This window comes from Pseudomonas sp. 05N36, from assembly GCF_056397385.1.
In genome coordinates this window covers 1-25,333 of sequence record NZ_JBFTNH010000023.1, presented here as the reverse complement: position 1 = coordinate 25,333, position 25,333 = coordinate 1, and the positions used below count along the sequence as shown (strand labels likewise).

At 60.3% G+C, this 25,333-nt stretch carries 22 protein-coding genes; 17 read left to right on the top strand and 5 right to left on the bottom strand.

Features of this window, described 5'->3' with window-relative positions; genetic code table 11:
• Positions 1-195: 195 nt before the first annotated feature.
• Positions 196-1,386 carry an NnrS family protein gene (locus tag AC1DIH_RS24055; protein WP_477766119.1) on the top strand — a complete coding sequence of 397 codons (1,191 nt, stop codon included), beginning with the start codon at positions 196-198 and terminating at the stop codon, positions 1,384-1,386.
• A 28-nt stretch (positions 1,387-1,414) separates the two neighbouring features.
• Positions 1,415-1,852, top strand: coding sequence for a hypothetical protein (locus AC1DIH_RS24050; protein WP_477773541.1), 438 nt, complete (start codon positions 1,415-1,417; stop codon positions 1,850-1,852).
• Positions 1,853-1,927: 75 nt separating this feature from the next.
• On the opposite strand, the gene ytfE is transcribed toward AC1DIH_RS24050, so the two are convergent.
• Positions 1,928-2,602 carry an iron-sulfur cluster repair protein YtfE gene (gene ytfE / locus AC1DIH_RS24045; protein WP_347929702.1) on the bottom strand — a complete coding sequence of 225 codons (675 nt, stop codon included), beginning with the start codon at positions 2,600-2,602 and terminating at the stop codon, positions 1,928-1,930.
• Positions 2,603-2,756: 154 nt separating this feature from the next.
• On the opposite strand from ytfE, the gene norR reads away from it, so the two are divergent.
• The 7 genes from norR (at position 2,757) to ubiT (ending at position 9,484) form a co-directional block, all read left to right on the top strand.
• A complete protein-coding gene (norR, locus tag AC1DIH_RS24040) occupies positions 2,757-4,286 on the top strand; it encodes a nitric oxide reductase transcriptional regulator NorR (protein WP_477773540.1) in 1,530 nt (509 codons plus the stop codon).
• 88 nt (positions 4,287-4,374) lie between these two features.
• Positions 4,375-5,022, top strand: coding sequence for a pyridoxamine 5'-phosphate oxidase (pdxH, locus tag AC1DIH_RS24035; RefSeq protein WP_477766115.1), 648 nt, complete (start codon positions 4,375-4,377; stop codon positions 5,020-5,022).
• A 100-nt stretch (positions 5,023-5,122) separates the two neighbouring features.
• Positions 5,123-5,677 carry a molybdenum cofactor biosynthesis protein B gene (gene moaB, locus AC1DIH_RS24030; RefSeq protein WP_103315272.1) on the top strand — a complete coding sequence of 185 codons (555 nt, stop codon included), beginning with the start codon at positions 5,123-5,125 and terminating at the stop codon, positions 5,675-5,677.
• The gene (locus tag AC1DIH_RS24025) at positions 5,674-6,909 is read left to right on the top strand and encodes a molybdopterin molybdotransferase MoeA (RefSeq protein WP_477773539.1); all 1,236 of its coding nucleotides are present in this window, start codon (positions 5,674-5,676) and stop codon (positions 6,907-6,909) included. The genes moaB and AC1DIH_RS24025 overlap by 4 nt, the downstream gene beginning before the upstream one ends.
• Before the next feature lie 214 nt (positions 6,910-7,123).
• Positions 7,124-8,119, top strand: coding sequence for a ubiquinone anaerobic biosynthesis protein UbiU (gene ubiU / locus AC1DIH_RS24020; protein ID WP_054596865.1), 996 nt, complete (start codon positions 7,124-7,126; stop codon positions 8,117-8,119).
• A gap of 10 nt (positions 8,120-8,129) precedes the next feature.
• Positions 8,130-9,020 (top strand): U32 family peptidase, encoded by an 891-nt coding sequence (locus AC1DIH_RS24015; RefSeq protein ID WP_477773538.1) that lies wholly within the window; start codon positions 8,130-8,132, stop codon positions 9,018-9,020.
• The gene (ubiT, locus tag AC1DIH_RS24010; protein WP_477773537.1) at positions 9,014-9,484 is read left to right on the top strand and encodes a ubiquinone anaerobic biosynthesis accessory factor UbiT; all 471 of its coding nucleotides are present in this window, start codon (positions 9,014-9,016) and stop codon (positions 9,482-9,484) included. Before AC1DIH_RS24015 ends, ubiT begins: the two co-directional genes overlap by 7 nt.
• A 129-nt stretch (positions 9,485-9,613) precedes the next feature.
• Here the strand turns inward: ubiT and AC1DIH_RS24005 are convergent, their stop codons facing one another.
• The 4 genes from AC1DIH_RS24005 to AC1DIH_RS23990 form a co-directional block, all read right to left on the bottom strand.
• Positions 9,614-10,006, bottom strand: coding sequence for a putative zinc-binding protein (locus AC1DIH_RS24005; RefSeq protein ID WP_477773536.1), 393 nt, complete (start codon positions 10,004-10,006; stop codon positions 9,614-9,616).
• Positions 10,007-10,081: 75 nt separating this feature from the next.
• A complete protein-coding gene (locus AC1DIH_RS24000) occupies positions 10,082-10,759 on the bottom strand; it encodes a Crp/Fnr family transcriptional regulator (protein WP_477773535.1) in 678 nt (225 codons plus the stop codon).
• A gap of 86 nt (positions 10,760-10,845) precedes the next feature.
• The gene (narL, locus tag AC1DIH_RS23995; protein WP_477773534.1) at positions 10,846-11,493 is read right to left on the bottom strand and encodes a two-component system response regulator NarL; all 648 of its coding nucleotides are present in this window, start codon (positions 11,491-11,493) and stop codon (positions 10,846-10,848) included.
• Positions 11,490-13,292 (bottom strand): HAMP domain-containing protein, encoded by a 1,803-nt coding sequence (locus AC1DIH_RS23990; RefSeq protein WP_477773533.1) that lies wholly within the window; start codon positions 13,290-13,292, stop codon positions 11,490-11,492. The genes narL and AC1DIH_RS23990 overlap by 4 nt, the downstream gene beginning before the upstream one ends.
• Before the next feature lie 304 nt (positions 13,293-13,596).
• On the opposite strand from AC1DIH_RS23990, the gene AC1DIH_RS23985 reads away from it, so the two are divergent.
• The 8 genes from AC1DIH_RS23985 (at position 13,597) to moaA (ending at position 25,077) form a co-directional block, all read left to right on the top strand.
• A complete protein-coding gene (locus AC1DIH_RS23985; protein WP_477773532.1) occupies positions 13,597-14,901 on the top strand; it encodes an MFS transporter in 1,305 nt (434 codons plus the stop codon).
• On the top strand, positions 14,879-16,276 hold the full coding sequence (locus AC1DIH_RS23980; RefSeq protein WP_477773531.1) for a NarK family nitrate/nitrite MFS transporter: 1,398 nt from the start codon (positions 14,879-14,881) through the stop codon (positions 16,274-16,276). Before AC1DIH_RS23985 ends, AC1DIH_RS23980 begins: the two co-directional genes overlap by 23 nt.
• A gap of 68 nt (positions 16,277-16,344) precedes the next feature.
• The gene (locus AC1DIH_RS23975; RefSeq protein ID WP_477773530.1) at positions 16,345-20,118 is read left to right on the top strand and encodes a nitrate reductase subunit alpha; all 3,774 of its coding nucleotides are present in this window, start codon (positions 16,345-16,347) and stop codon (positions 20,116-20,118) included.
• 1 nt (position 20,119) lies between these two features.
• The gene (gene narH, locus AC1DIH_RS23970; protein WP_477773529.1) at positions 20,120-21,658 is read left to right on the top strand and encodes a nitrate reductase subunit beta; all 1,539 of its coding nucleotides are present in this window, start codon (positions 20,120-20,122) and stop codon (positions 21,656-21,658) included.
• Positions 21,659-21,660: 2 nt separating this feature from the next.
• A complete protein-coding gene (gene narJ / locus AC1DIH_RS23965; protein ID WP_477773528.1) occupies positions 21,661-22,416 on the top strand; it encodes a nitrate reductase molybdenum cofactor assembly chaperone in 756 nt (251 codons plus the stop codon).
• Positions 22,409-23,089, top strand: coding sequence for a respiratory nitrate reductase subunit gamma (narI, locus tag AC1DIH_RS23960; protein WP_216744473.1), 681 nt, complete (start codon positions 22,409-22,411; stop codon positions 23,087-23,089). The genes narJ and narI overlap by 8 nt, the downstream gene beginning before the upstream one ends.
• Before the next feature lie 10 nt (positions 23,090-23,099).
• A complete protein-coding gene (locus tag AC1DIH_RS23955; RefSeq protein WP_477773527.1) occupies positions 23,100-24,059 on the top strand; it encodes a peptidylprolyl isomerase in 960 nt (319 codons plus the stop codon).
• 25 nt (positions 24,060-24,084) lie between these two features.
• The gene (gene moaA, locus AC1DIH_RS23950) at positions 24,085-25,077 is read left to right on the top strand and encodes a GTP 3',8-cyclase MoaA (protein ID WP_477773526.1); all 993 of its coding nucleotides are present in this window, start codon (positions 24,085-24,087) and stop codon (positions 25,075-25,077) included.
• The last annotated feature ends 256 nt before the right edge of the window (positions 25,078-25,333 follow it).

Here is a 25,333-nt window from a genome sequence, read left to right as displayed (position 1 = left end):
GGGGGCAAGCCCCCTCGCCACAGGAACCACCATTCTCCCGGTCCAAACAGGTTCGAATGAGCATCGGGGCACGCCCCTTGCACACTTGATCTGCGACAAAGGCAATGGATCGGTAATACCCGATGATGGCCCCAGGATTTACCTCGGCGCCTGCGGGTTGGTGCCAGGTCCGCAACAAGGCAGAGGAGTGGCTTTATGCAAGTGCTTGAACGCCGTAAAGCGTTGGCGATCCCACCGCTGTTACGGCTGGCCTTTCGGCCATTTTTCCTCGCGGGCTGCCTGTTGGCGGTGCTGGTCATACCGCTTTGGCTGGCCGCCTTCAGTGGTGGGATTTCCGGCTGGCAGCCGGCAGGCGGTTGGCTGGGCTGGCATCGGCATGAGCTGTTGTTCGGGTTTGCGCTGGCGATTATCGCGGGCTTTCTGCTGACGGCCGTGCAGACCTGGACCGGTCGCCCCGGCCTCAGCGGCAAACCTTTGGCTGCGCTGGCGCTGCTGTGGTTATTGGCGCGAGTGGCCTGGCTGGCCAACGCACCGTGGCCGTTGCTCGCGGTGCTGGAGCTGGCGTTCCCGTTGGCGGTGGCGGTCCTCATGGGCTTCACCTTGTGGAAGGTGCGGCAGAAACGTAACTACCCGATTGTGCTGGTTTTGCTGTTGTTGGCCGTGGCCGATGGGTTGTCCCTGTATGGCTTGGTCGAGGGGCATGAAGGCTGGCAGCGCCAGGGCGTGCTGACCGGCATCTGGCTGGTGGCGGCTATGATGGGGTTGATCGGCGGGCGGGTGATTCCGTTCTTCACCCAGCGTGGCCTTGGTCGGGTGGAAGGTGTTGCTGCCTGGCCCTGGCTGGATCGACTGCTGTTGGTCGGTTCGCCGTTGGTGGCGTTGTTGTATGCCGCAGGACCTGCGCTCGTTCCCAATGTCTGGGTAGGTCTGCTGTTCGCGGTGCTGGCGGCAGGGCATCTGGTGCGTCTGGTGCGCTGGCATGACCGGGCACTCTGGCGCGTGCCGTTGTTGTGGTCGTTGCACCTGGCCTATGGCTGGCTGGCGGTGGCGTGTCTCGGGATGGCGTTCTGGCATTTTGGTGTGCCGGTCAACCCGAGCCTGGCGGTGCACTGTCTGACCATTGGGGCCATGGGCGGCCTGGTGCTGGCGATGATCGCGCGGGTCAGCCTCGGGCACACCGGCCGTGCACTGGAGCCGCCGTCGGGCATGACCCTGGCGTTCATCGTGCTCAACCTGGCGTGTCTGAGCCGAGTGGTGTTGATCCTGTTTTTCCCATTGCCGGCGTTGTGGCTGGCCGGTCTGTGCTGGACGCTGGCGTTTGCGTTGTACGCCTGGCGTTATGGGCCGATGCTGCTGCGCACCCGAGTTGACGGTCATCCGGGATGAGCCAGCAAACTGAAGGAGGCGGACGCTGATGTATCCCTATCTGTTGGTCACACACCTGTTGGCGGCAATTGCCTTTATCGGCACGCTGTTTTTCGAGGTGGTGATCTGGCATCACGCCCGCCAGCATTTGATGGCGGCCGCGCAATTGACCGCGGACCAGACGATTGCAGTGCGTTCGCGCAAGGTGCTGCACGGCGTGGTGTTGCTGTTATATGGCGCCGGCATCGGTCTGGCATGGCAGTACCGGGGCGCATTGAGTCAGCCGCTGGCCAGCAGTTTTGGTACGTTGCTGAGCCTGAAAATCCTGTTGGCCCTGAGCATCATTGGTCATTACTTGCTGCTGGCCTATTGGCTGACCCACGCGCGCCTGACCGCGATCCGCGCAAGCTGGATTCGCCGCAGCATCCTCGGGCACATGCTGTTGATCGTGATCCTGGCCAAGGCCATGTTCTATTGGCATGGTTGATCGCAAGACGTCCTTCATAAACAAAACCCGCGTCAACCGGTGGGATGGCGCGGGTTGGGTGTGGCCGGCAAGCGATCAATGGCGGGGGTTCAGGGCGTTAATGAACAACACGTTGTTTTCCAGGTGGATGTGCTGCATCAAGTCGTCTTTGAACTCCAGCAGTCCGCGATAGAGCGCACGCCAGGTGTTGCAGGCATCGGCGGGCGGGATTATGTGATTGGTCAGGGCGAGCATCTTTTCCAGCGCTTCGCCATGTTGATCATGTTCGAAGCGCAGCACCTGGATCGGCGGAGCCGCTTGAGCACCGATGCCCTTTTGCAGCATCGGGAAGAGCACTTGTTCTTCCTTGAGCATGTGGCCTTCGAGTTCTTGTTGCATGTCGGTCAGGAGATCGGCCAAGCCATTGGGGCAGCTGCTGCGCGCGCCGTGGACGTGCTCGACCCGGCGGGCCAGACGGATCAGTTCCGGCAGTTGCTCGCGGTGGCGGGCGTGATAGCGCGTGAGGAGGTGGGCGATCAACAGTTCCGACGGCTCGTTGCGCCAGTCGTGCTGGGTTTCACCGGCGTCTTGCAGAGTGTGCAGGGCATCGGCAATCAGCATCGGGTCGAGGTTTTTGCCCTGGGCTGCTTCACGCAGGCTTTTATGGCCGCCACAGCAGAAGTCCAGTTTGAAGGTATGAAATATCCGGGTGGCACCGGGTATATCGCAGGCCAGTTGGCCGAGGCTTTGTTCCAGTAGGGTCTGGCTCATCGGGGTTCCTTATTTGGGTTTCAACGGTTCCCCAGGCTCATTGCATCCGGCATGCCATATTTAAACGACTGATTCATATGGATTAATTTTTAGTTGTGGTGATAGATACCCTGACGCTTCAGGGTGAATCCAACCATAGAGGGTAATTACTACCATGCTGCGAGAAAGCCTGGCAGCCGACCTGATTGTCGAGTTGCCCAATGCCGTACGCTTGCAACGACTGGTGCAGACCCTGCGCGAATACTTCAACAGTGGCGCCGTGGGATTACTGCGTCTGGACGACGACAGTCTCAGGCCTGTCGCGACGGTGGGACTGGTGCATGAGGCGTTGGGGCGCCGGTTTGTCATTGCTCAGCATCCTCGGCTGGCAGCGATCATGGCGTCGCGCGAACCGACCTGGTTCGAGCCGGACAGTCGACTGCCGGACCCCTATGACGGCCTGCTCGACAACCATGTCGGCGAACCGTTGCCGGTGCATGACTGCATGGGTGTGAGCCTGTATGTGGAGGGTCGCGTCTGGGGCGCGATCACCCTCGATGCGCTGCATGCCGGAACCTTCGACAGCCGTGCGCGGGAGGAGCTCAAGCGTTGCACGTTGCAGATCGAAGCCGCCGTGCGCGTCACCCGGCTTGAACAGGAAAACCGCAGCTTGCGCTTGTCCCGCAGCGATCTTCAAGACCTGCGGATGCCTGCGGATGAAGGTGAAATCCTCGGGCAGAGTGAGGTGTTGCACCAGTTGCTCAATGAGCTGGATGTACTGGCCGATTCCGATTTGCCGGTGTTGCTGTTGGGCGAAACGGGCGTCGGCAAGGAGCTGTTCGCCCGACGGCTGCACCGTCTTTCGCGTCGCAGCCACAAGCCGCTGGTACAGGTCAACTGTGCCGCCTTGCCGGAGTCTTTGGCAGAGAGTGAGTTGTTCGGCCATGTCAAAGGCGCATTTTCCGGCGCCACCAGCGACCGCGCGGGTCGTTTCGATGCGGCCAACGGCGGCACGCTGTTTCTCGATGAAGTGGGTGAATTGCCGTTAAGCGTTCAAGCGAAGTTGCTGCGAACTTTGCAAAACGGCGAGATCCAGCGACTGGGGGCGGACAAGCCGTTGCATGTCGATGTGCGAATCATCGCCGCGACCAACCGGCATCTGCCAGACAGTATCCGCGACGGCCTGTTTCGTGCGGACCTGTATCACCGGCTCTCGGTATACCCGGTGCCGATTCCGTCCCTGCGTGAGCGCGGTCACGATGTGTTGATGCTGGCCGGGCACTTCCTGGAACTCAATCGGGCGCGGCTCGGCCTGCGTGGTTTGCGCTTGTCGCCTGCGGCCGAGCGGGCCTTGCTGGCGTATACCTGGCCGGGCAATGTGCGCGAGCTGGAGCATGTGATCAGTCGTGCCGCGTTGAAGCAGCTCAGCCGTGGCACCAGTCGCGCGCTGATCATGACGCTGGAGCCGCAAGTCCTCGATCTCGACAGTACGATGAGCGCTGCAGGGGCGAGCGTCGAACCGCCACGGGAAGTGACGTCTGATGTGCCATTCCAGGCCCTGAGCGACGCTGTCGACGATTGTCAGCGGCAAAAAATTCTCCATGCCCTGAGCCTTTCCGGGGAAAACTGGGCCAGCGCCGCGCGGTTGCTGGAAGTCGATCCGAGCAATCTGCACAAACTGGCCCGGCGTCTTCGCCTTAAGTAAGCCCGGGCGGCGCAGCATGTTGATGGCGGTCAAGGTGGCTTGGCGCAGTGGCTCGCACACTGCGCAAAACCTTCCGGAGATCACCGTCATGCCCCTTTCCCTGGCTCAGATGCGCCGTAACTACACCCTTAATGGCCTGCAGGATGAGGCTGCGCTGGACGATCCCCTGGCCATGTTTCGACAGTGGTTGCAACAGGCACGCGATACCGAGTGCGCGCCTGTCGAGGCCAATAGCATGATGTTGGCGACGGTCGACAGTGACGGGCGACCACATTGCCGGGTTCTGCTGCTCAAAGGCTTGAGCGACGACGGCTTTACGTTTTTTGGCAATTACCAGAGCGACAAAGGCCTGCAACTGGCCGCTAACCCGAATGCCGCCATGACGTTTTTCTGGCCGGGGCTGGAGCGTCAGGTTCGTATTGAAGGGCAGGTGTCCAGGCTCGACCCGCAACTCTCTGACGCGTACTTCGATTCCCGCTCCATGGCCAGTAGGCTGGGTGCCTGGGCTTCACCGCAGAGCCGGCCGCTGGTCAGTCGGGCAGCGCTGGAATCGCTGTTGGCCGACACCATCAAGCGTTTCGTTGGCCAGACCGTGCCGCGACCCGGGCATTGGGGCGGCTACTGCCTGCACCCGGAACGCCTGGAGTTCTGGCAGGGGCGTGCCGACCGCTTGCATGACCGTCTCGACTACCGCCTGCGGGACAGGGTGTGGTATCGCAGCCGCCTGGCGCCTTGAGCCTCTATTTGCCCTGTCGAGGTACCTCCTTGGAGGAATAGGCCGGGCCGCGATTGCGGTTCAGGCTTGGCCAAACCCTCATCTACGGGAAGGCTTGGATATGGCCCATTTGGCGCAACGCACGTTTGAACCCCTGAACATTGCCGTGTTGACCATCAGCGATACGCGCACCTTCGAGACCGACACCTCGGGACAGACCCTGACTGATTTGCTGCAAACGGCCGGGCATGTGCTGGTCGATCGTGATCTGGTCAAGGATGATATTTATCAGATCCGCGCAAAGGTATCCCTCTGGATCGCCGACCCCAAGGTGCAGGTTGTACTGATGACCGGCGGCACCGGCTTCACCGCTCGCGACAACACGCCGCAAGCCGTCTTGCCCTTGCTGGACAAACATGTGGAAGGTTTTGGCGAACTGTTCCGTCAGGTCTCCCTGGCGGAAATCGGCATGTCCAGTTTGCAGTCACGGGCATTGGCCGGGATGAGCAACGGCGTGCTGGTGTGTTGCGTTCCGGGATCGCCGGGGGCCTGCCGAACAGCCTGGAACATGATCCTGTTGGAACAACTGGACAGTCGCACCGGCCCGTGCAACTTCGCCCCGCATTTGAAGCCGCAAACGCAGCGGGTCATCGACGCCTGCGAGACACGCTCATGAGCGGTCGGGTGTGCGATCTCGGCAACCTGATACCCGTCGACGAGGCTATTGATCGTTTGCTGGATCAGGCACCGCCACCTCCCATGGCGCATATGATCCCTCTGGATCAAGCCATGGGGCGAGTGCTGGCGACGGACCTTCATTCCCAGGTGAACCTGCCGGCCTGGGACAACAGTGCCATGGACGGTTATGCCCTCAGGGCGGCCGACCTGCCATCTGAGGGTGGTTGTCTGCCGATTGGCGGGCGAATTGCGGCGGGGGATCAGGCCTGCTTACCCTTGATCGCACAGCAGGCGGTGCAGATATTTACCGGTGCGCCATTGCCTGCGGGGGCCGATACGGTGGTGCCACAGGAGCGCTGCCGTATCGAGGGCGAGCGTGTCTGGTTCCCGCCTGTGATTGCGGGTGATCACGTGCGTAAGAAAGGCGAAGAGGTTCGTCGAGGCGATCTGTTACTCAAGGCCGGCAAGCGTCTGCGCGCACAAGAACTGGGGTTGCTGGCCGGCGCAGGTGTAGCGCGGGTCGAGGTCTATCGACCGTTGCAGGTGTGCTTGCTCAGCAGCGGCAATGAACTGCGTGAGCCGGGCGATGCATTGGCGCGGGGGCAGATTTACAACAGCAATCGCTATTGCCTGGCTGCGCTGTTGCGCGGTTGGGGCGTCGAGGTTCACGACTATGGCGTCATGGCTGATGAGTTGGCGGCCAGTCGGCATGCCTTGAGCCTGGCTTCTTCGGAATGCGACATGCTGCTGAGCTCCGGTGGCGTGTCGGTAGGCGAGGAGGACCACCTCAAACAGGCAATCGAGGAACTGGGCAGCGTGGATTTCTGGCGGCTGGCGATTCAACCGGGTAAACCACTGGCTTTTGGTGAAGTCGCCGGTAAACCCTGGATCGGCATGCCGGGCAATCCTTCGGCGGCGCTGATTACCGCGTTGGTGGTGGTGCGTCCGTTCCTGCTCAGGGCCCAGGGCGTGACTGACGTTCTGCCGGTGCCATTAGCCGTCCCGGCCGGATTCGACTGGTTGCAACGCAACAAGCGCCGGCAGTACTTGCGGGCAAGGCTGACGCCTGGTGTTGACGGCCAGTTGAGTGTGGAGCTGCACCCTCAGCAAAGCTCGGCGATGTTGACCGCTGCCTGCTGGGCCGACGGGCTGGCGGTGATCGAGTGCGAGCAGCAAGTGCTCAAGCACGACAACGTGATGTTCCTGTCCTTCGCCGACCTGATGCATTGATGGCAATTGATTGCCGTCAAGGCCGTGCCTGCCGGTCTGGCTAGACTGTGTGGCGAGGGAGCTTGCTCCCGCTGGGTCGCGAAGCGGCCCTGTTATTCAGGCCTGCTGCGCAGTCCAGCGTCGGAACGCCGCCCGGAGCAAGCTCGCTCGCCACAAGCGCATTCCAACCATGACTGATCAGGCCCCGGACTGCGTTTTTTCATGAGGATTACCCATGCAACTGGTCTGCCCGGCAGGGAATCTGCCTGCGCTTAAAGCGGCGGTGCGCCAAGGCGCCGATGCCGTCTATGTCGGCTTTCGCGATGACACCAACGCCCGGCATTTCGCGGGCCTGAACATGGACGACAAGCAGTTCGATGCTGCGGTCGCGCACATCCGTCAGCATCAACGCAAACTCTACGTCGCGGTCAACACTTACCCGCAACCCAAAGGTTGGGAACGCTGGCAGCGGGCAGTTGATCGGGCTGCCGATTTCGGCGTGGATGCGCTGATCGCCGCCGACCCCGGGGTGCTCGACTATGCCAGCCAGCGACATCCGCAACTGGCGTTGCACCTGTCGGTCCAGGGCTCGGCAACCCATGCCGCGGCGCTGGAGTTTTATGCCCAGCGCTACGGCATTCGACGCGCCGTGTTGCCGCGGGTGTTGTCGTTGGCGCAAGTACGCCAGGTTGCCGCCAGCAGCCCGGTGCCCATCGAGGTGTTTGGCTTCGGCAGCTTGTGCATCATGGCCGAAGGGCGTTGCCACCTGTCCTCCTACATTACCGGCGAGTCGCCGAACCTGTGCGGTGTCTGTTCGCCGGCCAAGGCGGTGCGCTGGAGCGAGGACGCTCAAGGCTTGAGCGCACGACTCAGCGAAGTGCTGATCGACCGCTATACCCCTGATGAACCGGCCGGTTACCCGACCTTGTGCAAGGGTCGTTTCCTGGTCGACGGCAAACGCTTTCATGCGCTGGAGGAACCCACCAGCCTCGACACCCTCGACTTGCTCCCGGAGCTGACGGCCATCGGTGTCGAAGCGGTAAAAATCGAGGGCCGTCAACGCAGTCCGGCCTATGTCGAACAAGTCACTCGCGTCTGGCGGGCGGCACTGGATGCCCATCGTGGTTCACCGGGCAGTTTTCGGGTCAAGGAGGAATGGCGTCAGGTGCTGGCCGGCTTGTCCGAAGGCAGCCAGACCACCCTGGGTGCCTATCATCGATCATGGCAATGAGGGACGGAACATGAAGCTCAGTCTTGGGCCGGTCCTGTTCTATTGGGACAAAGCGCAACTCAGTCACTTTTATGCCGAGATGTCGGCCTTGCCCCTGGATGTGATTTACCTGGGGGAAACCGTGTGTTCGAAACGCCGGGCCTTTTCACTGGATCAATGGCTGGGGTTGGGGCGCGAGTTACAGGCCTGCAGCCAGGCGCAGTTGGTGATCTCCAGCCTGACACTGATCGAAGCCGCGTCCGAACTCTCCAGCCTGCGCCGGCTCTGCGACAACGGTCAATTGCTGGTGGAGGCCAACGACATGGGCGCGGTGCAGTTCCTGGCCGAGCGCAAATTGCCGTTCGTGGGTGGTCCGGCGCTCAATTTGTACAACGGGCACGCGCTGACGCAATTGCTGGACTGCGGAATGACCCGTTGGGTGCCGCCAGTAGAATGTTCGGCAGCGTTGATTGGCGATGTGATTGAGCAGGTCCGCGGACTCGGCGGCAAAGTCCCGGAAGTGGAAATCTTCGCCTATGGGCATTTGCCGTTGGCCTATTCCGCACGGTGCTTTACGGCCCGCGCGGAAAACCGGCCCAAGGACGACTGCCAGTTTTGCTGTATCAACTACCCCGATGGTCTCGCGCTGACCAGCCAGGAAGGGCAGCCGTTGTTCACCCTCAATGGTATTCAAACGATGTCGGCGCAGGTGACCAATCTGCTGGCCGATTATTCCGGGCTGGTGGCCTGCGGTGCCGATCTGCTGCGTCTGAGCCCGCGTGCCCAAGGCATGGCCGAGGTAATCGACGCCTATCAACGGGTTCGTCTGGGCGAGACACCGCCGCTGTTCGTCGAAGGCTGCAATGGTTACTGGCATGGCCAGGCCGGCATGTTGCGCGTCGAGGAGGTTGGCCTGTGTTGAACCGAAAAAAGTGGCTGTTGAAAGGGGCCGACCGCTTACTGCCGCTGGTGCGTCGGGTGCCTTTTGCCGTGCAGCGCCTGGCGTTGCAACAGGCACTGAATCGCTGCCTCGCCGAGCCATTGCGCGAGGGGGAGTTCGAAGTATTGCGCGGGCGTTGGCTGTGCCTGCGGATTCCGGATCTGGGTTTGTCCTGGTACCTGACCCTGGGCCGCGAGGGCTTGCAAATTGCCAGGCAGGCCACGGCTCACGTGACCATCAGTGGCAATTGGCGAGAGTTTCTGCTCCTGGCCAGTCGCCAGGAAGATCCGGACACGCTGTTTTTTCGCCGGCGTCTGGTCATCGAAGGTGATACCGAGCTGGGGCTGGCGCTGAAGAACCTGATCGACAGTCTTGATCCCGATGTTTTGCCTGTTTGGTTGTGGCGCAATCTGGAGCGGGCGGGGAAGGGCCTGGCGGCGGGATGACCAACGTAGATTAAGTGTGGGAGCGAGCCTGCTCGCGATGAGGCCGTTACATTCAACATTGATGTCGACTGCCACTCCCTCATCGCGAGCAGGCTCGCTCCCACAATTGGATTTTCGTTGGCCCTCAGACTATCGTTTCCTGTCGGTTTCATGCTGGCGAGTATCACTGGCAATCAACTGCCTGATCCCCTCAAACAACTCATCACTCTGCGCCTGCGTGCAGTCTTCGCCATGGCGTTTGCGCAGCCCATGGTGGCTGAGGATCAGGTGCACATCAGCATGCAGGCCATGTTGCTTGAGGCAGTTTTCGACGCATCGCAGCGGGCAGCCGTCCAGCGCAAAGATCCGGCGCCCCGAGCGCGCCTTGTTGAGCAACGCTGGCACATGCCCTCCGACACCGACGATGCAGGACATTTCAGCCAGGCCGCTGCGATCCAGCCGCACGGCCAGGGTGTTGGCCAGTTGGGCGACGTTGGAGCAGCCTGAGCAGGAGTAAACCAAAGGCAAAGTTGAGGGGGGCATTGACACTCTCCATTGATGGTCTCTTACAGTGTGCAAGGCGCATGACGTTACTCAATTGATTGCGGTCAATTCTGCCTACTGGAACGCCGCCAGCGCCTCTTCTTTGGCGAGGATGCGGATATTGCGTCGTTCCATCGCAATCAGGCCGCACTCGACCAACCGATGCAAAATCCGCGAAAAGGTTTCCGGCTGAATCCCCAGTTTTGACGCCACCAGGCGTTTGGATACTTGCAAGACGATCTGGCCAGTGACGGGATGGCGTTCCTGGAGCAGGAAATTGATGACCCGACGGCTCGCGCTCGCCAGCGTCAACGTGTCTATGTCCCGCAAACGCAGGTGCAAGTGAACGCTCATGCTGGCCAGAATCGCCAGGCAAACCTTCGGCTGGTCCTCCAGGGCGTTGCGGTAATGGTTGCCCTCGATACTGACCAGCACGCTGTCTTTCAGCGCGGTGGCGCTCACTGGATAGAGTCGGGCCTGGCTGAACAGCAAGGCTTCGGCAAACGTCTGGCCGGGCTGGATGATCTCTACGAGGTTTTCCTGACCTTCGCCGGTGAGCCGGTACAACTTGATCTGACCGCTGACCAGCAGGAAAAAACGCTTGGCCGGGTCCCCCTGGTGCATGAGTGTGCAGTGACAACTCAGGTGCTTGAGCATGGCCAGGCTGCAGATTTCCTCGAAGACTTTCTCCGGCAATTGGCTGAACAGGTGATGACGGCGCAACGTTAAAATGATGGAAGGGTGGGTCAGCATGGCGTACCTCCGCTGACGGTCATAGTAGAGGGCGCGGCCTGGATGACCTATGCCTCTGCAGGCCTACCTCCAAAGAGGAATACCCGTCAGCCGGCGTTGCGCAGATGCTCCATGGCCCACACCGCCGCCTCGACCCGCGAACGCAAGCCGAGTTTATGCAGCAGGTTCTTGACGTGAACCTTGACCGTCCCTTCGGTGATGCCGAGCTTGTGCCCGATGACTTTGTTGCTGAAGCCGCTGGCGATGATTTTCAGCACCTGCCGCTCACGTTCGGTCAGTTCCACCACCGCCTGACGCGCAGGAGCACGCAGCGCCTGGGCCATGACTTGGGTCAGCCCCGGGCTGACCACCAACGCGCCGTTCAGTGCATCACGGATGTACTGAATCAACAGTTCGGGCTCCATGTCCTTGAGCAGATAGCCGTCGGCATCCAGGCGCAGTGCATCGCGAATATCGTCTTCAGCATCCGAGACAGTGAACAGCAGCACCTTGCCGGTGTAATGCATCGCACGTAATCGGCGCAGGGTTTCAATGCCATTCATCTGCGGCATGTTGTTATCGAGCAAAACCAGATCCGGTTGCAGCGGCTCAATGAGGCTGAGTGCTTCTTCGCCGTTGCCGGCTTCGCCGACGATCTTGAAATCATCTTCGAGTTCGAGCATCTGGCGGATGCCGTGACGCATCATCGGATGATCGTCTACCAGCAGGATGGTGTGTTGTTGTGACGGGCTCATGTGACGCTACCTTCTGTTTGCTGCCCGAGAAACTCCGGCTGGAATTCCAGTTGGACACGGGTGCCTTGCGGCTCCCTGGAAAATATCTGCAATTGGCCGTGCAAGCTGCGAGCTCGTTCGTCCATGATGTTCAGGCCGTGGTGTTCACGCTGGTCGACGTTGCCGCTGAAGCCGCGCCCGTCGTCTTCGACGATGAGCCTGACGGTTTCGCCGTCCTGGCGCAGTTGTAACCAGGCGTTTTGCGCGTGGGCGTGGCGCAGGCAGTTGGAGAGTGCCTCGCGGGTGATCTGCAAAATGTGGATTTGCTCGCTGGCGGAGAGCTGAAAGGCCAGCGCATCGACGTGCAGGTGCACCTGAAATTCTCCGCGACGGGAGAACTCCTCGGCGGTGTCCTTGAGCTCTTGCACCAGTCCCGCATCGTGAATCTGCAAGCGAAAGGTGGTCAGCAGTTCGCGTAACTGGCGGTAGGCATTGTTCAGTCCCTCGCGCAATTCGGCGGTGACGGTTTCCAGGGTTTCGACTGGTTCGCCACGGCGCATCAGGGTCTGCATGCGGCTGACTTGCAGTTTCATGTAGGACAAGGCCTGGGCCAGTGAATCGTGCAGTTCGCGGGCGATGATCGTGCGCTCTTCGAGCAACAGCAGGCGATGATCCTGTTCCCGTTGGCGTTTGAGTGAAAGCGAGGTGCCAATCAGGTTGGCCAGGGCCTGGATCAACTGGGTTTCCCAGGCTTGCGCCGGATGCCCGTCGACAAAATGCGCCTTGAGCTCCCCCAGTTCGCTGCCCTGGTTGCTGATGCTGAAAGTCTGCGGGTTGGTTTTTTGGTGCTTCTGGCACGTGGCGCAATCGCTGCTGGCGCAAACATCCCGACTGTTTGCCCCATGCAGGGCGATCAATTGCTGGGCGGGTGCCTGCAAGTGTCCTTGTAGACACAGCGACAGACGCAAGCCGGGCAGGCGTTGCTGGAAGCGCCGGATCAACTCATCCAGGCCTTCGGCGTTGGCCAGGCGTGTGGCCAGGTTTCGACTGCTTTGGTACAGCAGCTCCAGGGCTGCATTGGCTTGTTGCAAGTTCAGGGTTTTTTGCTGGACCTGGCTCTCAAGCGTGCGATGCGATTCTTCGATCGTTTCCGCCATGGCGTTGAAACTCGTGGCCAACTGGCCCAGTTCGTCCTGGGACTGATGGTTGACCCGCACCTTGAAATCGCCGCGACGAAAGCGCTGGGTGGCGTCCACCAATTCTTTCAAGGGCGTGACAACGCCGTACTGCAGTTCATATAGCCCAACCAGCAGGACGATCATGGTGCTGAACAAGGCCAGGCCCTGGATCGCCTGTTGCCAGCCTTGCTTTTGTTCGCTTTCGCGCTGCAGCAGGCTGACAAACTGGTTCAGTTGTTCAACGAAAGGCTGGGTCAGAGCCTGAAAAGAGGCCACATCGCCACGTTCGAGTGCCGGGCGTAAATCCTCGTTCCAGTGTTGCTGGATTTGCCCATAGCTGATTTGCAGAGCCGTGGTCGGACCATCTTCCAGTACCGCTTTGAGTGACTGGCTGTTGAGGCGAGTTTGCAGGCTGTCGGTGATGCTGGCGATTTCTTCGCCGGTTGCGCCAGCGGCCAGTTTCCAGCTCAGGTGGTAAGTCTCCATGCGCACCGAGCCTGCGGTGTTGATCGCTGCGGCATCGCCCTGACTGAACCAGGCGATCAATCCGGCGCTCAATGAACTGGCAAGGGCGAGTATGGCGATGAGGATCACCGCCAACCCGGCGCGAGCGGGCAGGGAGCTGCGCAACCAGCGCATCATCAGCACTGATCCTGGGGAAAGACACGGAAACTGAGCATACGGCGTCCCGGAGTGCGGTTTTGCAGCCAGTCCCGGGTGCGCTACCTCTAAAGAGTTGCCGACGTCTCCCTGTCGGCAATGGCGTTACTGGAAAACCTTAAGAAGCTGATAAATAAAGGGTTTCAAGGTTTTCTTGAACTACCTCCTTGGAGGTAGGCCGGGCAAGGATAGCCCCTTGCCCTCATGGGCTTCGTTGATGTGGATCAAGTTTTTGCGGGGTTGGCCTCTCTAGTCTGCCGCCATGGCTAACTGACTGGAGAGCATTGTGATCCAACCGCGTATACGACAAGGCTTGGTGCTGGGCATGAGTACGCTGGCCTTCACCGTCTGTTTCATGGTCTGGATGATGTTTGCGGTGCTCGGGGTGCCGATCAAGGAACTGCTCCAGCTCAACGAAACCCAGTTCGGCCTCTTGGCCGCAACCCCGGTGCTGACCGGCTCGCTGGTGCGTTTACCGCTGGGCCTGCTGACTGACCGCTTTGGTGGTCGCAGCGTGTTCTTCCTGCTGATGCTGTCCTGCGTCGCACCGCTGTACCTGATCAGTCACGCCACCGCCTACTGGCAATTCCTGGTACTGGGCTTGTTCGTCGGCCTGGCCGGTGGCTCGTTTTCAGTGGGCATTGCCTACGTCGCCAAATGGTTCGACAAGGAAAACCAGGGCTTCGCCATGGGCATCTTTGGTGCCGGCAATGCGGGAGCCGCAGTGACCAAGTTTCTCGCCCCGGCACTGATCGCTGTCGGCAGTTGGCAATTGGTGCCAAAGGTCTTCAGCGCGATCCTGTTCATTACTGCGCTGTTGTTCTGGTTCGTCAGCACCGAAAACAAGGACCACCGTAGTGCCGCCGGCGCCAGCTTGCGTGAACAGTTGCGTTCGCTGAAAGATCCGGCGGTGTGGCGCTACTGCCAGTACTACTCGATCGTCTTCGGCGGCTACGTCGCCCTGGCCTTGTGGATGACCAAGTACTACGTGCAGGAATACGGTTTCAGCCTGCAAAGCGCAGCGCTGCTGGCGGCTTGTTTTTCCCTGCCCGGCGGGGTCCTGCGTGCCGTCGGCGGCTGGATGTCGGATCGCTGGGGCGCGCAAAGCGTGACCTGGTGGGTGTTGTGGGTCAGCTGGATCTGTCTGTTCCTGCTCTCGTACCCACAGACCCAACTGCAAGTGCAGACCCTCAACGGTCCGATGGATTTTCACATCGGCCTGAATCCCGCGCTGTTTACCGTGCTGCTATTCGTCATGGGCATCGCCTTCGCGTTCGGCAAAGCCTCGGTTTTCAAATACATCGCCAATGACTACCCGAAAAACATGGGGGCTGTGTCCGGCATCGTTGGCCTGGCAGGCGGCCTGGGCGGTTTCGTGTTGCCGATTCTGTTCGGCGCCCTGGTGGACCTCACCGGGGTGCGCTCTTCCTGCTTCATGTTGATGTACGGCGTGGTCTGGGTCTCCCTCACCTGGATGTACTTCAGCGAAATACGCAAGACCCCGGTGTTCGGTAAAGAACTGCCGGTGACCACTTCCCCGTTTTCCAGCATTGCCCAAGGAGAAGAACATGTCCGTTCTGCAAAAGCCTGACAAAGGCCCGGTGATTCATGACTGGCGCCCCGAGGACCCCGCATTCTGGGGGCGTAGCGGCAAACAGACCGCCACCCGCAACCTGTGGATTTCCATTCCTGCACTGCTGCTGGCCTTTGCGGTGTGGATGGTCTGGAGCACGGTCATTGTGCGTTTGAACGCCATCGGCTTCAGCTTCACCACCGACCAGTTGTTTTGGCTGGCGGCGTTGCCGGGGTTGTCTGGGGCGACCCTGCGCGTCTTCTACTCGTTCATGGTGCCGATTTTCGGTGGCCGGCGCTGGACCGCCCTGAGTACCGCATCGCTGTTGTTGCCCTCGATCTGGATGGGTTTCGCCGTGCAGAACCCGAGCACCTCTTACAGCGTGTTCGTATTGATCGCCTTGCTCTGCGGTTTTGGTGGCGGCAACTTTGCCTCGAGCATGTCCAACATCAGCTTCTTCTATCCCAAGTCTCAGCAGGGTACAGCCCTTGGCCTCAACGCCGGGTTGGGCAACCTGGGCGTTTCGGTGATGCAGTTCTGTGTGCCGCTGGTGATTACCTTCGGTGTGTTCGGCTTTATGGGCGGCTCGTCGCAAGCGTTGCCGGACGGCGGTCAGTTGTGGCTGCAGAACGCCGGGTTCATCTGGGTGCCGTTCATTGTGTTGGTGACGGTGCTGGCCTGGTTCGGCATGAATGATCTGTCCAGTGCACGCGCTTCGTTCAGCGACCAGGCCGTGATCTTCAAACGCAAGCACAACTGGCTGATGTGCTGGTTATACCTGGCGACTTTCGGTTCGTTCATCGGTTTTTCCGCGGCGTTTCCGTTGCTGATCAAAACTTCCTTTCCGGACGTCATTGCCTTGAAATTCGCCTTCCTCGGCCCGTTGGTCGGCGCGCTGGTACGCCCGCTGGGTGGCTGGTTGGCGGACAAGCTCGGTGGCGCGAAAGTGACCTTGTGGAACTTCATGCTGATGATCGTGATGGTCTTCGGCGTATTGCACTTCCTCCCCCAGAACGGTTCGGGCGGCAACTTCTACGGCTTCCTTGGCCTGTTCATGCTGCTGTTCATCACCACCGGTGTCGGCAATGGCTCCACCTTCCGGATGATCCCGGTGATCTTCCGCACCCTGCATGAAAAAGCCTCTGCCGGAAAACCGTCCGCCGTGCGCGAACAAGCGCTCAAGGATGCCGGCAAAGAGTCGGCCGCCGTCCTCGGTTTCAGCTCGGCCATCGGCGCCTTCGGTGCGTTCTTCATTCCCAAATCCTTCGGCACTTCGATGGCCCAGACCGGCGGCCCGGAGATGGCTTTCTACATGTTCGTCGGCTTTTACCTGAGCTGCATTGTGGTGACCTGGTGGTGGTACGCGCGCAAAGGCGCCGCAACCCCCTGCTAAGCCGACCCGAATCCAACCATTGCGTGGGCGGGGCACAGAACTCCGCAGCAAGCCTGAGAGGACACACCGTGAGTCATTTACTGGATCAACTGCGGTTTTTCAATCGCAAGCAAAACGAGTTTTCCGACGGTCACGGCGAGACCCGCAAAGAGTCTCGCGACTGGGAGAACGTCTACCGTTCGCGCTGGCAGTACGACAAGATCGTGCGTTCCACCCACGGGGTGAACTGCACCGGGTCTTGTTCGTGGAAAATCTACGTCAAGAACGGCTTGATCACTTGGGAAACCCAGCAGACCGACTACCCGCGTACCCGCAACGATCTGCCTAACCATGAGCCCCGTGGTTGCCCGCGTGGCGCCAGCTATAGCTGGTACATCTACAGCGCCAACCGGCTCAAGTACCCGAAAATCCGCAAGCCGTTGCTCAAGCTCTGGCGTGATGCGCGGCAGACCCTGGCGCCAGTGGAAGCCTGGGCCAGCATCGTCGAGGACAAGGTCAAGGCCGACTCCTATAAAAGCAAGCGCGGCATGGGGGGCTTCATTCGTTCCAACTGGGAGGAAGTCAACGAGATCATTGCCGCGTCCAACGTCTACACCATCAAACAATATGGCCCCGATCGCATCGTCGGGTTCTCGCCGATCCCGGCCATGTCGATGGTCAGCTATGCGGCCGGTTCGCGTTACCTGTCGCTGATCGGCGGCGCTTGCCTGAGTTTCTACGACTGGTACTGCGACCTGCCACCGGCTTCGCCGATGGTCTGGGGCGAGCAGACCGACGTGCCGGAATCGGCCGACTGGTACAACTCCAACTACATCATCGCCTGGGGCTCCAACGTCCCGCAGACGCGCACCCCGGACGCGCACTTCTTCACCGAAGTCCGTTACAAGGGCACCAAGACGGTCGCCATCACCCCCGACTATTCGGAAGTGGCCAAGCTCACCGACCTGTGGCTGAACCCTAAACAAGGCACTGACGCAGCGCTGGCCCAGGCGTTCAATCATGTGATCTTCAAAGAATTCCACCTGGACAAACCGAGCGCTTATTTCACTGACTACGCCAAGCGCTTCACCGATTTGCCGGTGCTGGTGCTGCTCAAGCAAATGCCCGACAAGGCACCGGGTGCCGGTTACCAGCCGGACCGTTTCTTGCGCGCGAGTGACCTGACCGACAACCTCGGTCAGGAAAACAACCCTGAATGGAAAACCATCGCCCTGGATGTCAACGGTGAACTGGTATCCCCTCAAGGTTCCATCGGCTATCGCTGGGGCGAGAAGGGCAAGTGGAACATCCTCCCTCGTGAAGGCGGCGAAGGCCGTGAGATTGATCTCAAGCTGAGCCTGATTGGCGATGACGTCGCCGAAGTGGCGTTCCCGTATTTTGCCGGCGAATCCCACGAGCACTTCCAGCACGTTGCTGGCGATGCCGTGCAATACCGCCGTGTGCCGGTGCATAACGTGGTGCTGGCAGACGGTAGCGTCGCTAAAGTCGCCACCGTGTTCGACCTGTCGGCAGCCAACCTGGCTATCGACCGCGGTCTCGGTGGCGCTAACGTCGCCAAGGATTACAACGACGCTTCGGTGCCGGGAACCCCAGCCTGGCAGGAGCAGATCACTGGCGTCAGCCGTGAGAAAGCGATCCAGATCGCCCGTGAGTTCGCCGACAACGCCGACAAGACCAAGGGCCGCTCGATGATCATCGTCGGCGCGGCAATGAACCACTGGTACCACATGGACATGAACTACCGCGGGCTGATCAACATGCTCATGCTCTGCGGGTGTGTCGGTCAGACCGGTGGCGGTTGGGCGCACTACGTTGGCCAGGAAAAACTCCGTCCGCAATGCGGCTGGCTGCCCCTGGCGTTCGGCCTGGACTGGAATCGTCCACCCCGTCAAATGAACGGCACCAGCTTCTTCTACGCCCACAGCTCGCAATGGCGTCACGAGAAAATGAGCATGCACGATGTGCTCTCGCCATTGGCCGATAAGTCGCAATTTCCCGAGCATGCGCTGGACTACAACATCCGCGCCGAACGTGCCGGCTGGTTGCCCAGCGCACCGCAACTCAATACCAACCCTCTGCACATTTGCCGCGATGCCGCGGCGGCCGGCATGGACCCGAAAGACTATGTGGTCAAGTCGCTGCAAGACGGTTCGCTGCGTTTCTCCTGCGAGCAGCCGGACAGCCCGGTGAACTTCCCGCGCAACATGTTTATCTGGCGTTCGAACTTGCTGGGCTCCTCGGGCAAGGGCCACGAGTACATGCTCAAGTACCTGCTCGGCACCAAAAACGGAGTGATGAACGAAGACATCGGCCAGGTCGGCGATTGCAAACCCGAAGAAGCCGAATGGGTGGACGAGGGTGCCATCGGCAAGCTTGACCTGGTCACCACGCTGGACTTCCGCATGTCCTCGACTTGCGTCTACTCCGACATCGTCTTGCCGACCGCGACCTGGTACGAAAAAGACGACATGAACACCTCGGACATGCACCCGTTCATTCACCCGTTGTCGGCGGCTATCGACCCTGCGTGGGAATCGCGTTCCGACTGGGAGATCTACAAAGGCATCGCCAAGGCGTTTTCCAGCATGTCGGAAGGGCACCTGGGCGTTGAAAAAGACCTGGTGACCATCCCGCTGATGCACGACAGCGTCGGCGAACTGGCCCAACCCTTTGGCGGCACCGACTGGAAAAGCGCCGGCGTGGCACCGGTACCGGGCAAGAACGCGCCGAACCTGCATGTGGTCGAGCGTGACTACCCGAACATCTACAAACAGTTCTCCTCGCTGGGTCCGTTGCTGGAAAAGCACGGCAACGGCGGCAAGGGCATCAGCTGGAACACCGAAGACGAAGTGAAATTCCTCGGTGAGCTGAACCATCGCGAAGGCGATGCAGGCATCAGTCACGGGCGACCAAAAATCGACACGGCGATCGATGCTGCGGAAGTGATTCTGTCCCTGGCGCCGGAAACCAACGGCCATGTCGCCGTAAAGGCCTGGGCCGCGTTGTCGGAATTCACCGGCATCGATCACAGTCACCTGGCGTTGTCCAAGGCCCATGAGGCGATTCGTTTCCGCGACATTCAGGCGCAGCCGCGCAAGATCATCTCCAGCCCGACCTGGTCGGGGCTCGAAGACGATCACGTCAGCTACAACGCCGGCTACACCAATGTTCACGAGGCGATCCCATGGCGCACCATCACCGGTCGTCAGCAGTTCTATCAGGATCACCCGTGGATGCAGGCGTTCGGCGAGCAACTGATGAGCTATCGGCCGCCGGTCAACACCCGGACCATTGAAGGGGTGAAAGGCAAGCGCAGCAACGGCGAGACCGAGATCGTCCTGAACTGGATCACTCCGCACCAGAAATGGGGCATTCACAGTACCTACAGCGACAATCTGCTGATGCTGACCCTCAGCCGTGGCGGGCCGATTGTCTGGCTCTCGGAAGTCGACGCGAAACGCGCCGGCATCGAGGACAACGACTGGATCGAGTGCTTCAACGCCAACGGCGCACTGACCGCCCGGGCGGTGGTCAGCCAGCGGGTCAAGGAAGGCATGGTGATGATGTACCACGCCCAGGAACGGATCGTGAACGTGCCAGGTTCAGAAACCACCAAGACCCGTGGCGGCCACCACAATTCAGTCACCCGGGTGGTGCTCAAGCCGACCCACATGATCGGCGGCTATGCCCAGCAGGCCTACGGTTTCAACTATTACGGCACGGTCGGCTGCAACCGCGATGAATTCGTCGTGGTGCGCAAGATGGCCAAAGTCGACTGGCTCGATGGTTCAAGTGGCGATGACCTGCCACGTCCCCTGCCGACCGATATCGAGGAGAACTGAGATGAAGATTCGCTCACAAATCGGCATGGTTCTGAACCTSGACAARTGCATCGGYTGCCACACCTGTTCGTTCACCTGCAAAAACGTCTGGACCAGCCGCGAAGGAGTGGAATACGCCTGGTTCAACAACGTCGAATCGAAACCGGGGATTGGCTATCCGAAAGAATGGGAGAACCAGGACAAGTGGAAGGGCGGCTGGATTCGCAACGCCAACGGCACGATCAACCCGCGCATCGGCGGGAAATTCCGGGTGTTGGCGAACATTTTCGCCAACCCTGACCTGCCGAGCCTCGACGACTATTACGAACCGTTTGACTTCGATTACCAGCACCTGCACACCGCGCCGCTGGGCGAGCACCAGCCAACAGCGCGCCCGCGTTCGCTGATCTCCGGCAAGCGCATGGAGAAAATCGAGTGGGGCCCGAACTGGGAGGAGATTCTCGGTACCGAGTTCGCCAAGCGCCGCAAGGACAAGAACTTCGACAAGATTCAGGCGGACATTTACGGCGAATACGAAAACACCTTCATGATGTATCTGCCGCGCCTGTGCGAGCACTGCCTCAACCCGACCTGCGCGGCCTCGTGCCCGAGCGGGGCGATCTACAAGCGCGAAGAGGATGGCATCGTCCTGATCGACCAGGAAAAATGCCGTGGCTGGCGGATGTGCATCAGTGGTTGTCCGTACAAGAAGATCTATTTCAACTGGAAAAGCGGCAAGTCCGAGAAATGCATCTTCTGCTACCCGCGTATCGAAGCCGGGATGCCGACCGTTTGCGCCGAAACCTGTGTCGGCCGTATCCGCTACCTCGGCGTGCTGCTGTATGACGCTGATCGCATCAGCGAAGTGGCGAGCACCGCCAATGAGCAGGATCTGTACGAGAAACAACTGGAGATCTTCCTCGACCCGAATGACCCGGCGGTGATCCGTCAGGCCTTGGCCGATGGTGTGCCGCAGTCGGTGATCGACTCTGCGCAACGTTCGCCGGTCTACAAAATGGCCGTGGACTGGAAGCTGGCACTGCCGCTGCACCCGGAATACCGCACCTTGCCGATGGTCTGGTACGTACCGCCGCTGTCACCGATCCAGAATGCGGCGACCGCCGGCACCGTGGGCATGAACGGGGTGATCCCGGATGTCGACAGCCTGCGTATTCCACTGAAGTACCTGGCGAACCTGCTGACAGCGGGCGATGAAAAACCGGTCAAGCGTGCACTTAAACGCTTGCTGGCGATGCGCGCCTACAAACGCTCCGAGCAAGTCGATGGCGTCCAGGACCTGCAAGTGCTGAAGGATGTCGGCTTGAGCGTGGCCCAGGTCGAAGAGATGTATCGCTACCTGGCGATCGCCAACTATGAAGACCGTTTTGTGGTGCCCAGCGCCCACCGTGAAGACGCCATGAGCGATGCTTTCGCCGAGCGCTCCGGTTGCGGCTTCAGTTTCGGCAGCGGCTGTAGCGGCAGCTCCGACACCAACATGTTCGGTGCCAAGAAAGCTAACCGCCGCGACATCCTGAAAACCGTCCAGTTGTGGGAGGAATGAGCATGCAAATTCTCAAAGTGATTTCGCTGCTGCTCGACTACCCGACCGATGTATTGATTGGCGGTCGCGACGAGCTGGAGCAGGCGATCATTGAGTCCAGGGAAATCAGCCCCAAGCAGCGCGGCGCGTTGTTCGAGTTGCTGGAGCTGATCTGCGCCAATGACCTGATGGACGGACAGGAGCACTACGGTGCGCTGTTCGGCAGGGGGCGTTCGCTGTCGCTGCTGCTGTTCGAGCATGTGCACGGTGAGTCCCGTGACCGTGGTCAGGCGATGGTCGACATGATGGCGCAATACGAAGCCGCCGGTTTTGCCATCGGCGTCAAAGAGCTTCCTGACTATATCCCGCTGTATCTGGAGTTCCTTTCTACTCGCGAAGACATCGAGGCCCGCGAGGGCCTGGCGGATGTTGCGCACCTGCTGGCCTTGCTCGCGGCGCGTCTGGATGAGCGTGAAAGCGCGTACGCCAGTTGCTTCCGCGCGCTGCTGCAAATTGCCGGTTCCGAGCCGCATCAGGCAGTGGCCGACCTGCGGGCGCAGGTGGCTGCCGAACCGCGTGACGACTCGCTCGAAGCCCTCGACAAGATCTGGGAAGAGGAGGCCGTGGACTTTCTCCAGGCCGAACAGCAGGACCGTTGCAGTTCGCTGCCAAGCGCACCGGGCAAGGTCCGGGAAGAAAGCGCAGTGCCGTTGCACTGGGTGGATTTTCAGCATGAAGGGCTGGCCGCCGTGCCGGCCAAGGAGGTAGGCAATGTCTAAATGGAACCTGTTGTTGTTCGGGATCTATCCCTACATCGCCCTGGCTATTTGCCTGATTGGCAGTTGGGCCCGCTTCGATCTGTCGCAGTACACCTGGAAGGCAGGCTCCAGTCAGATGCTCAACCAGCGCGGCATGCGTGTGGCGAGCAACTTTTTCCACATCGGGGTGTTGTTCATACTGGCCGGGCACTTCGTCGGCCTGTTGACCCCGGCGTCGGTTTACCACCATGTGATCAGCACTGAGAACAAGCAACTGCTGGCAATGGTCTCAGGCGGGCTTTTCGGTCTGTTGTGCCTGGTTGGCCTACTGATGCTGGTCAATCGGCGGCTGAGCGATCCACGGGTACGCGCTACTTCCAGCACTTCGGACATTCTGGTGTTGCTGGTGCTACTGGCGCAGTTGCTGCTCGGTCTGCTGACGATTGTGGCGTCCACTGAACACATGGACGGCTCGGTGATGGTGATGCTCGCCGATTGGGCGCAGAACACCGTGCTGTTGCGGCCGATGGAAGCGGCGGCGTCCATCGCGCCGGTCGGCTTGACCTACAAGCTGCATGTGTTTCTCGGTTTGACCCTGTTCGTGCTGTTCCCCTTCACCCGTCTCGTACACATGATCAGTGCACCGGTCTGGTACTTGGGGCGTCGTTATCAAATCGTTCGTCAGAAGTTCTGAGGAGACAATCATGTCAGGTGGATGTGGATGTGGTGGCGGTAACGGGGGCAGCGGTGGCTGCGGTTCTTCCAAGCAAGCGGAGCCCGATGTTGTGGATGTCGCGCCGACCGGGGCGGTGCAGTTTGACGCACTCCCGGTTGCGCCGGCGGCCCATGACGCCCCGGCGCAGTTGATCGCCAGCAGTGAGCAGGAGTGGCCGATCATCAGTGTCAACGCGGTGTCGATCACCCCGGAAGCGATGGCTCAGGAGCTGCAATATCACCCGGCGGAAAGCCGTGAGGAGGCGGTCTACCTGGCCGCCAGGGCGCTGGTGATCCGCGAGTTGTTGCAGCAACGCATTGCCGAACTCGGCGTGTCGCTGGAAATCGGCTCCGGTGAGAACGAAGAAGAAGCGGCCACGCGCTTGTTGCTTGAGCGTGAGGTGCAGGTGCCTCAGTGCGATGAGGAAACCAGCCTTCGTTACTACGAAAACAATCGCGGGCGCTTTCATAGCGCGCCGTTGCTGGCGGTGCGGCACATCCTGCTCGAATGTGCGCCGGACGATGCCGAGGCCCGCGCGCTTGCGCATGTTCAAGCTGAAATTCTGTTGCAGCGGCTGGAGAATTTTCCCRGCAGTTTCGCTGAGATGGCCGTGAAATATTCGGCCTGCCCGTCGAAGGCCCAGAGCGGTTCTTTGGGGCAGATCAGCAAGGGTCAGACCGTACCTGAACTGGAGCGTCAGCTGTTCACCCTGGCGCCGGGGCTGGCGAGTAAACCGCTGGAAAGCCGTTACGGTTGGCATGTGGTCAGTGTCGACCAGCGGATCGAAGGCATGCCGTTGCCCTATGAAGTGGTGTCGACGGCGATCCGCACGCAGTTGCAGCAAGGTGTCTGGCAAAAAGCCCTGGTGCAATACCTGCAAACCCTGATCGGTGCGGCGGATATTCGCGGCATTCACTTGCAGGGCGCCGACTCACCGCTAGTGCAGTGAGCCTTGGGGTAAACGGGGAGATGTGATGAACGCTGTCATGCAGGATGGTTTTGGACGGCAGATCGACTATCTGCGGATGTCGGTGACGGACCGTTGTGATTTTCGCTGTGTGTATTGCATGGCGAAAAACATGACGTTTCTGCCGCGTCAGCAGGTCCTGACGCTGGAGGAGCTGCAGCGTCTGGCGGCGCTGTTCGTCGGCCAAGGTGTTCGCAAAATCCGCCTCACCGGCGGCGAACCGCTGATCCGTCCCGGTATTGTCGGGCTGTGCCGCAACATCGCCGCTTTACCCGGTTTGCGCGAACTGGTGATGACCAGCAACGGCTCGCAACTGGGCCGTTTGGCCAGGCCGTTGGCGGAGGCAGGGGTCAAGCGGATGAACATCAGCCTCGATAGCCTGGACGGGCAGAAGTTTCGCGCGATCACCCGCAACGGCGATCTCGATCAGGTGCTGGGTGGCATTGAAGCAGCGCGGGGCGCGGGGTTCGAGCGGATCAAACTGAACTGCGTAGTGATGAAGGGGCGCAACTTCGATGAAGTCCCGGCGTTGGTGCAATACGCCATCGATCAACGCATCGATATCAGTTTTATCGAAGAAATGCCCTTGGGTGATGTTGGCCGCGCGCGTGGCGAGTCGTTTTGCTCCAGTGACGAAGTGCGGGCATTGATCGCCAGTCGTCATCGGTTGCTCGACAGCACCGAAAACAGTGGCGGGCCGGCACGCTACGTTCGCCTGGAACGCCATGACGATACCCGGATCGGTTTCATTTCACCCAACAGCCACAACTTCTGTGGCAGCTGCAACCGGGTGCGGATGACCGTTGAGGGGAAGCTGTTGCTCTGTCTGGGGCAGGACGATGCCCTGGATTTACGCGGATTACTGCGGCGTTACCCGCTGGATGACCAGCCCCTGATCAACGCGGTGCAGAAGGCCTTGCGCGGCAAGCCGCTGCGCCACGACTTCGGCCCCGAAGGGGAGGTGCAGATTGTACGGTTCATGAACATGAGCGGCGGTTGAACTGATCTGCACGGTTCGCAAGAACACAGATGATCCAATGTGGGAGCGGGCTTGCTCGCGAAAGCGGTCTATCAGTCAACAATGATGTTGAATGTGATGGCCTCTTCGCGAGCAAGCCCGCTTGTATGTTTAGACTTGAAGGGGTGGGTGGGACTAAAAGCCCGATTCTGACTCTAGCCAGTACAGACCGTGGGAGACTTCGTCCCACCCCTTCTACCCAAAAGCGCCAATAATAAGGAATTCATCGGCAAGGCCG

What these genes read in the sequence shown, in the direction of transcription:
- ubiU (WP_054596865.1), top strand. Translation starts at nt 7,124, where the DNA reads ATGCAACTGGTCTGCCCGGCAGGGAATCTGCCTGCGCTTAAAGCGGCG.
- narI (WP_216744473.1), top strand. Translation starts at nt 22,409, where the DNA reads ATGTCTAAATGGAACCTGTTGTTGTTCGGGATCTATCCCTACATCGCC.
- narL (WP_477773534.1), bottom strand. Translation starts at nt 11,493, where the DNA reads ATGAGCCCGTCACAACAACACACCATCCTGCTGGTAGACGATCATCCG.
- AC1DIH_RS24025 (WP_477773539.1), top strand. Translation starts at nt 5,674, where the DNA reads ATGAGCGGTCGGGTGTGCGATCTCGGCAACCTGATACCCGTCGACGAG.
- AC1DIH_RS24050 (WP_477773541.1), top strand. Translation starts at nt 1,415, where the DNA reads ATGTATCCCTATCTGTTGGTCACACACCTGTTGGCGGCAATTGCCTTT.
- AC1DIH_RS23980 (WP_477773531.1), top strand. Translation starts at nt 14,879, where the DNA reads ATGTCCGTTCTGCAAAAGCCTGACAAAGGCCCGGTGATTCATGACTGG.
- AC1DIH_RS24055 (WP_477766119.1), top strand. Translation starts at nt 196, where the DNA reads ATGCAAGTGCTTGAACGCCGTAAAGCGTTGGCGATCCCACCGCTGTTA.
- narJ (WP_477773528.1), top strand. Translation starts at nt 21,661, where the DNA reads ATGCAAATTCTCAAAGTGATTTCGCTGCTGCTCGACTACCCGACCGAT.
- AC1DIH_RS24000 (WP_477773535.1), bottom strand. Translation starts at nt 10,759, where the DNA reads ATGCTGACCCACCCTTCCATCATTTTAACGTTGCGCCGTCATCACCTG.
- ytfE (WP_347929702.1), bottom strand. Translation starts at nt 2,602, where the DNA reads ATGAGCCAGACCCTACTGGAACAAAGCCTCGGCCAACTGGCCTGCGAT.
- norR (WP_477773540.1), top strand. Translation starts at nt 2,757, where the DNA reads ATGCTGCGAGAAAGCCTGGCAGCCGACCTGATTGTCGAGTTGCCCAAT.
- moaB (WP_103315272.1), top strand. Translation starts at nt 5,123, where the DNA reads ATGGCCCATTTGGCGCAACGCACGTTTGAACCCCTGAACATTGCCGTG.
- AC1DIH_RS23990 (WP_477773533.1), bottom strand. Translation starts at nt 13,292, where the DNA reads ATGATGCGCTGGTTGCGCAGCTCCCTGCCCGCTCGCGCCGGGTTGGCG.
- moaA (WP_477773526.1), top strand. Translation starts at nt 24,085, where the DNA reads ATGAACGCTGTCATGCAGGATGGTTTTGGACGGCAGATCGACTATCTG.
- AC1DIH_RS24005 (WP_477773536.1), bottom strand. Translation starts at nt 10,006, where the DNA reads ATGCCCCCCTCAACTTTGCCTTTGGTTTACTCCTGCTCAGGCTGCTCC.
- AC1DIH_RS24015 (WP_477773538.1), top strand. Translation starts at nt 8,130, where the DNA reads ATGAAGCTCAGTCTTGGGCCGGTCCTGTTCTATTGGGACAAAGCGCAA.
- pdxH (WP_477766115.1), top strand. Translation starts at nt 4,375, where the DNA reads ATGCCCCTTTCCCTGGCTCAGATGCGCCGTAACTACACCCTTAATGGC.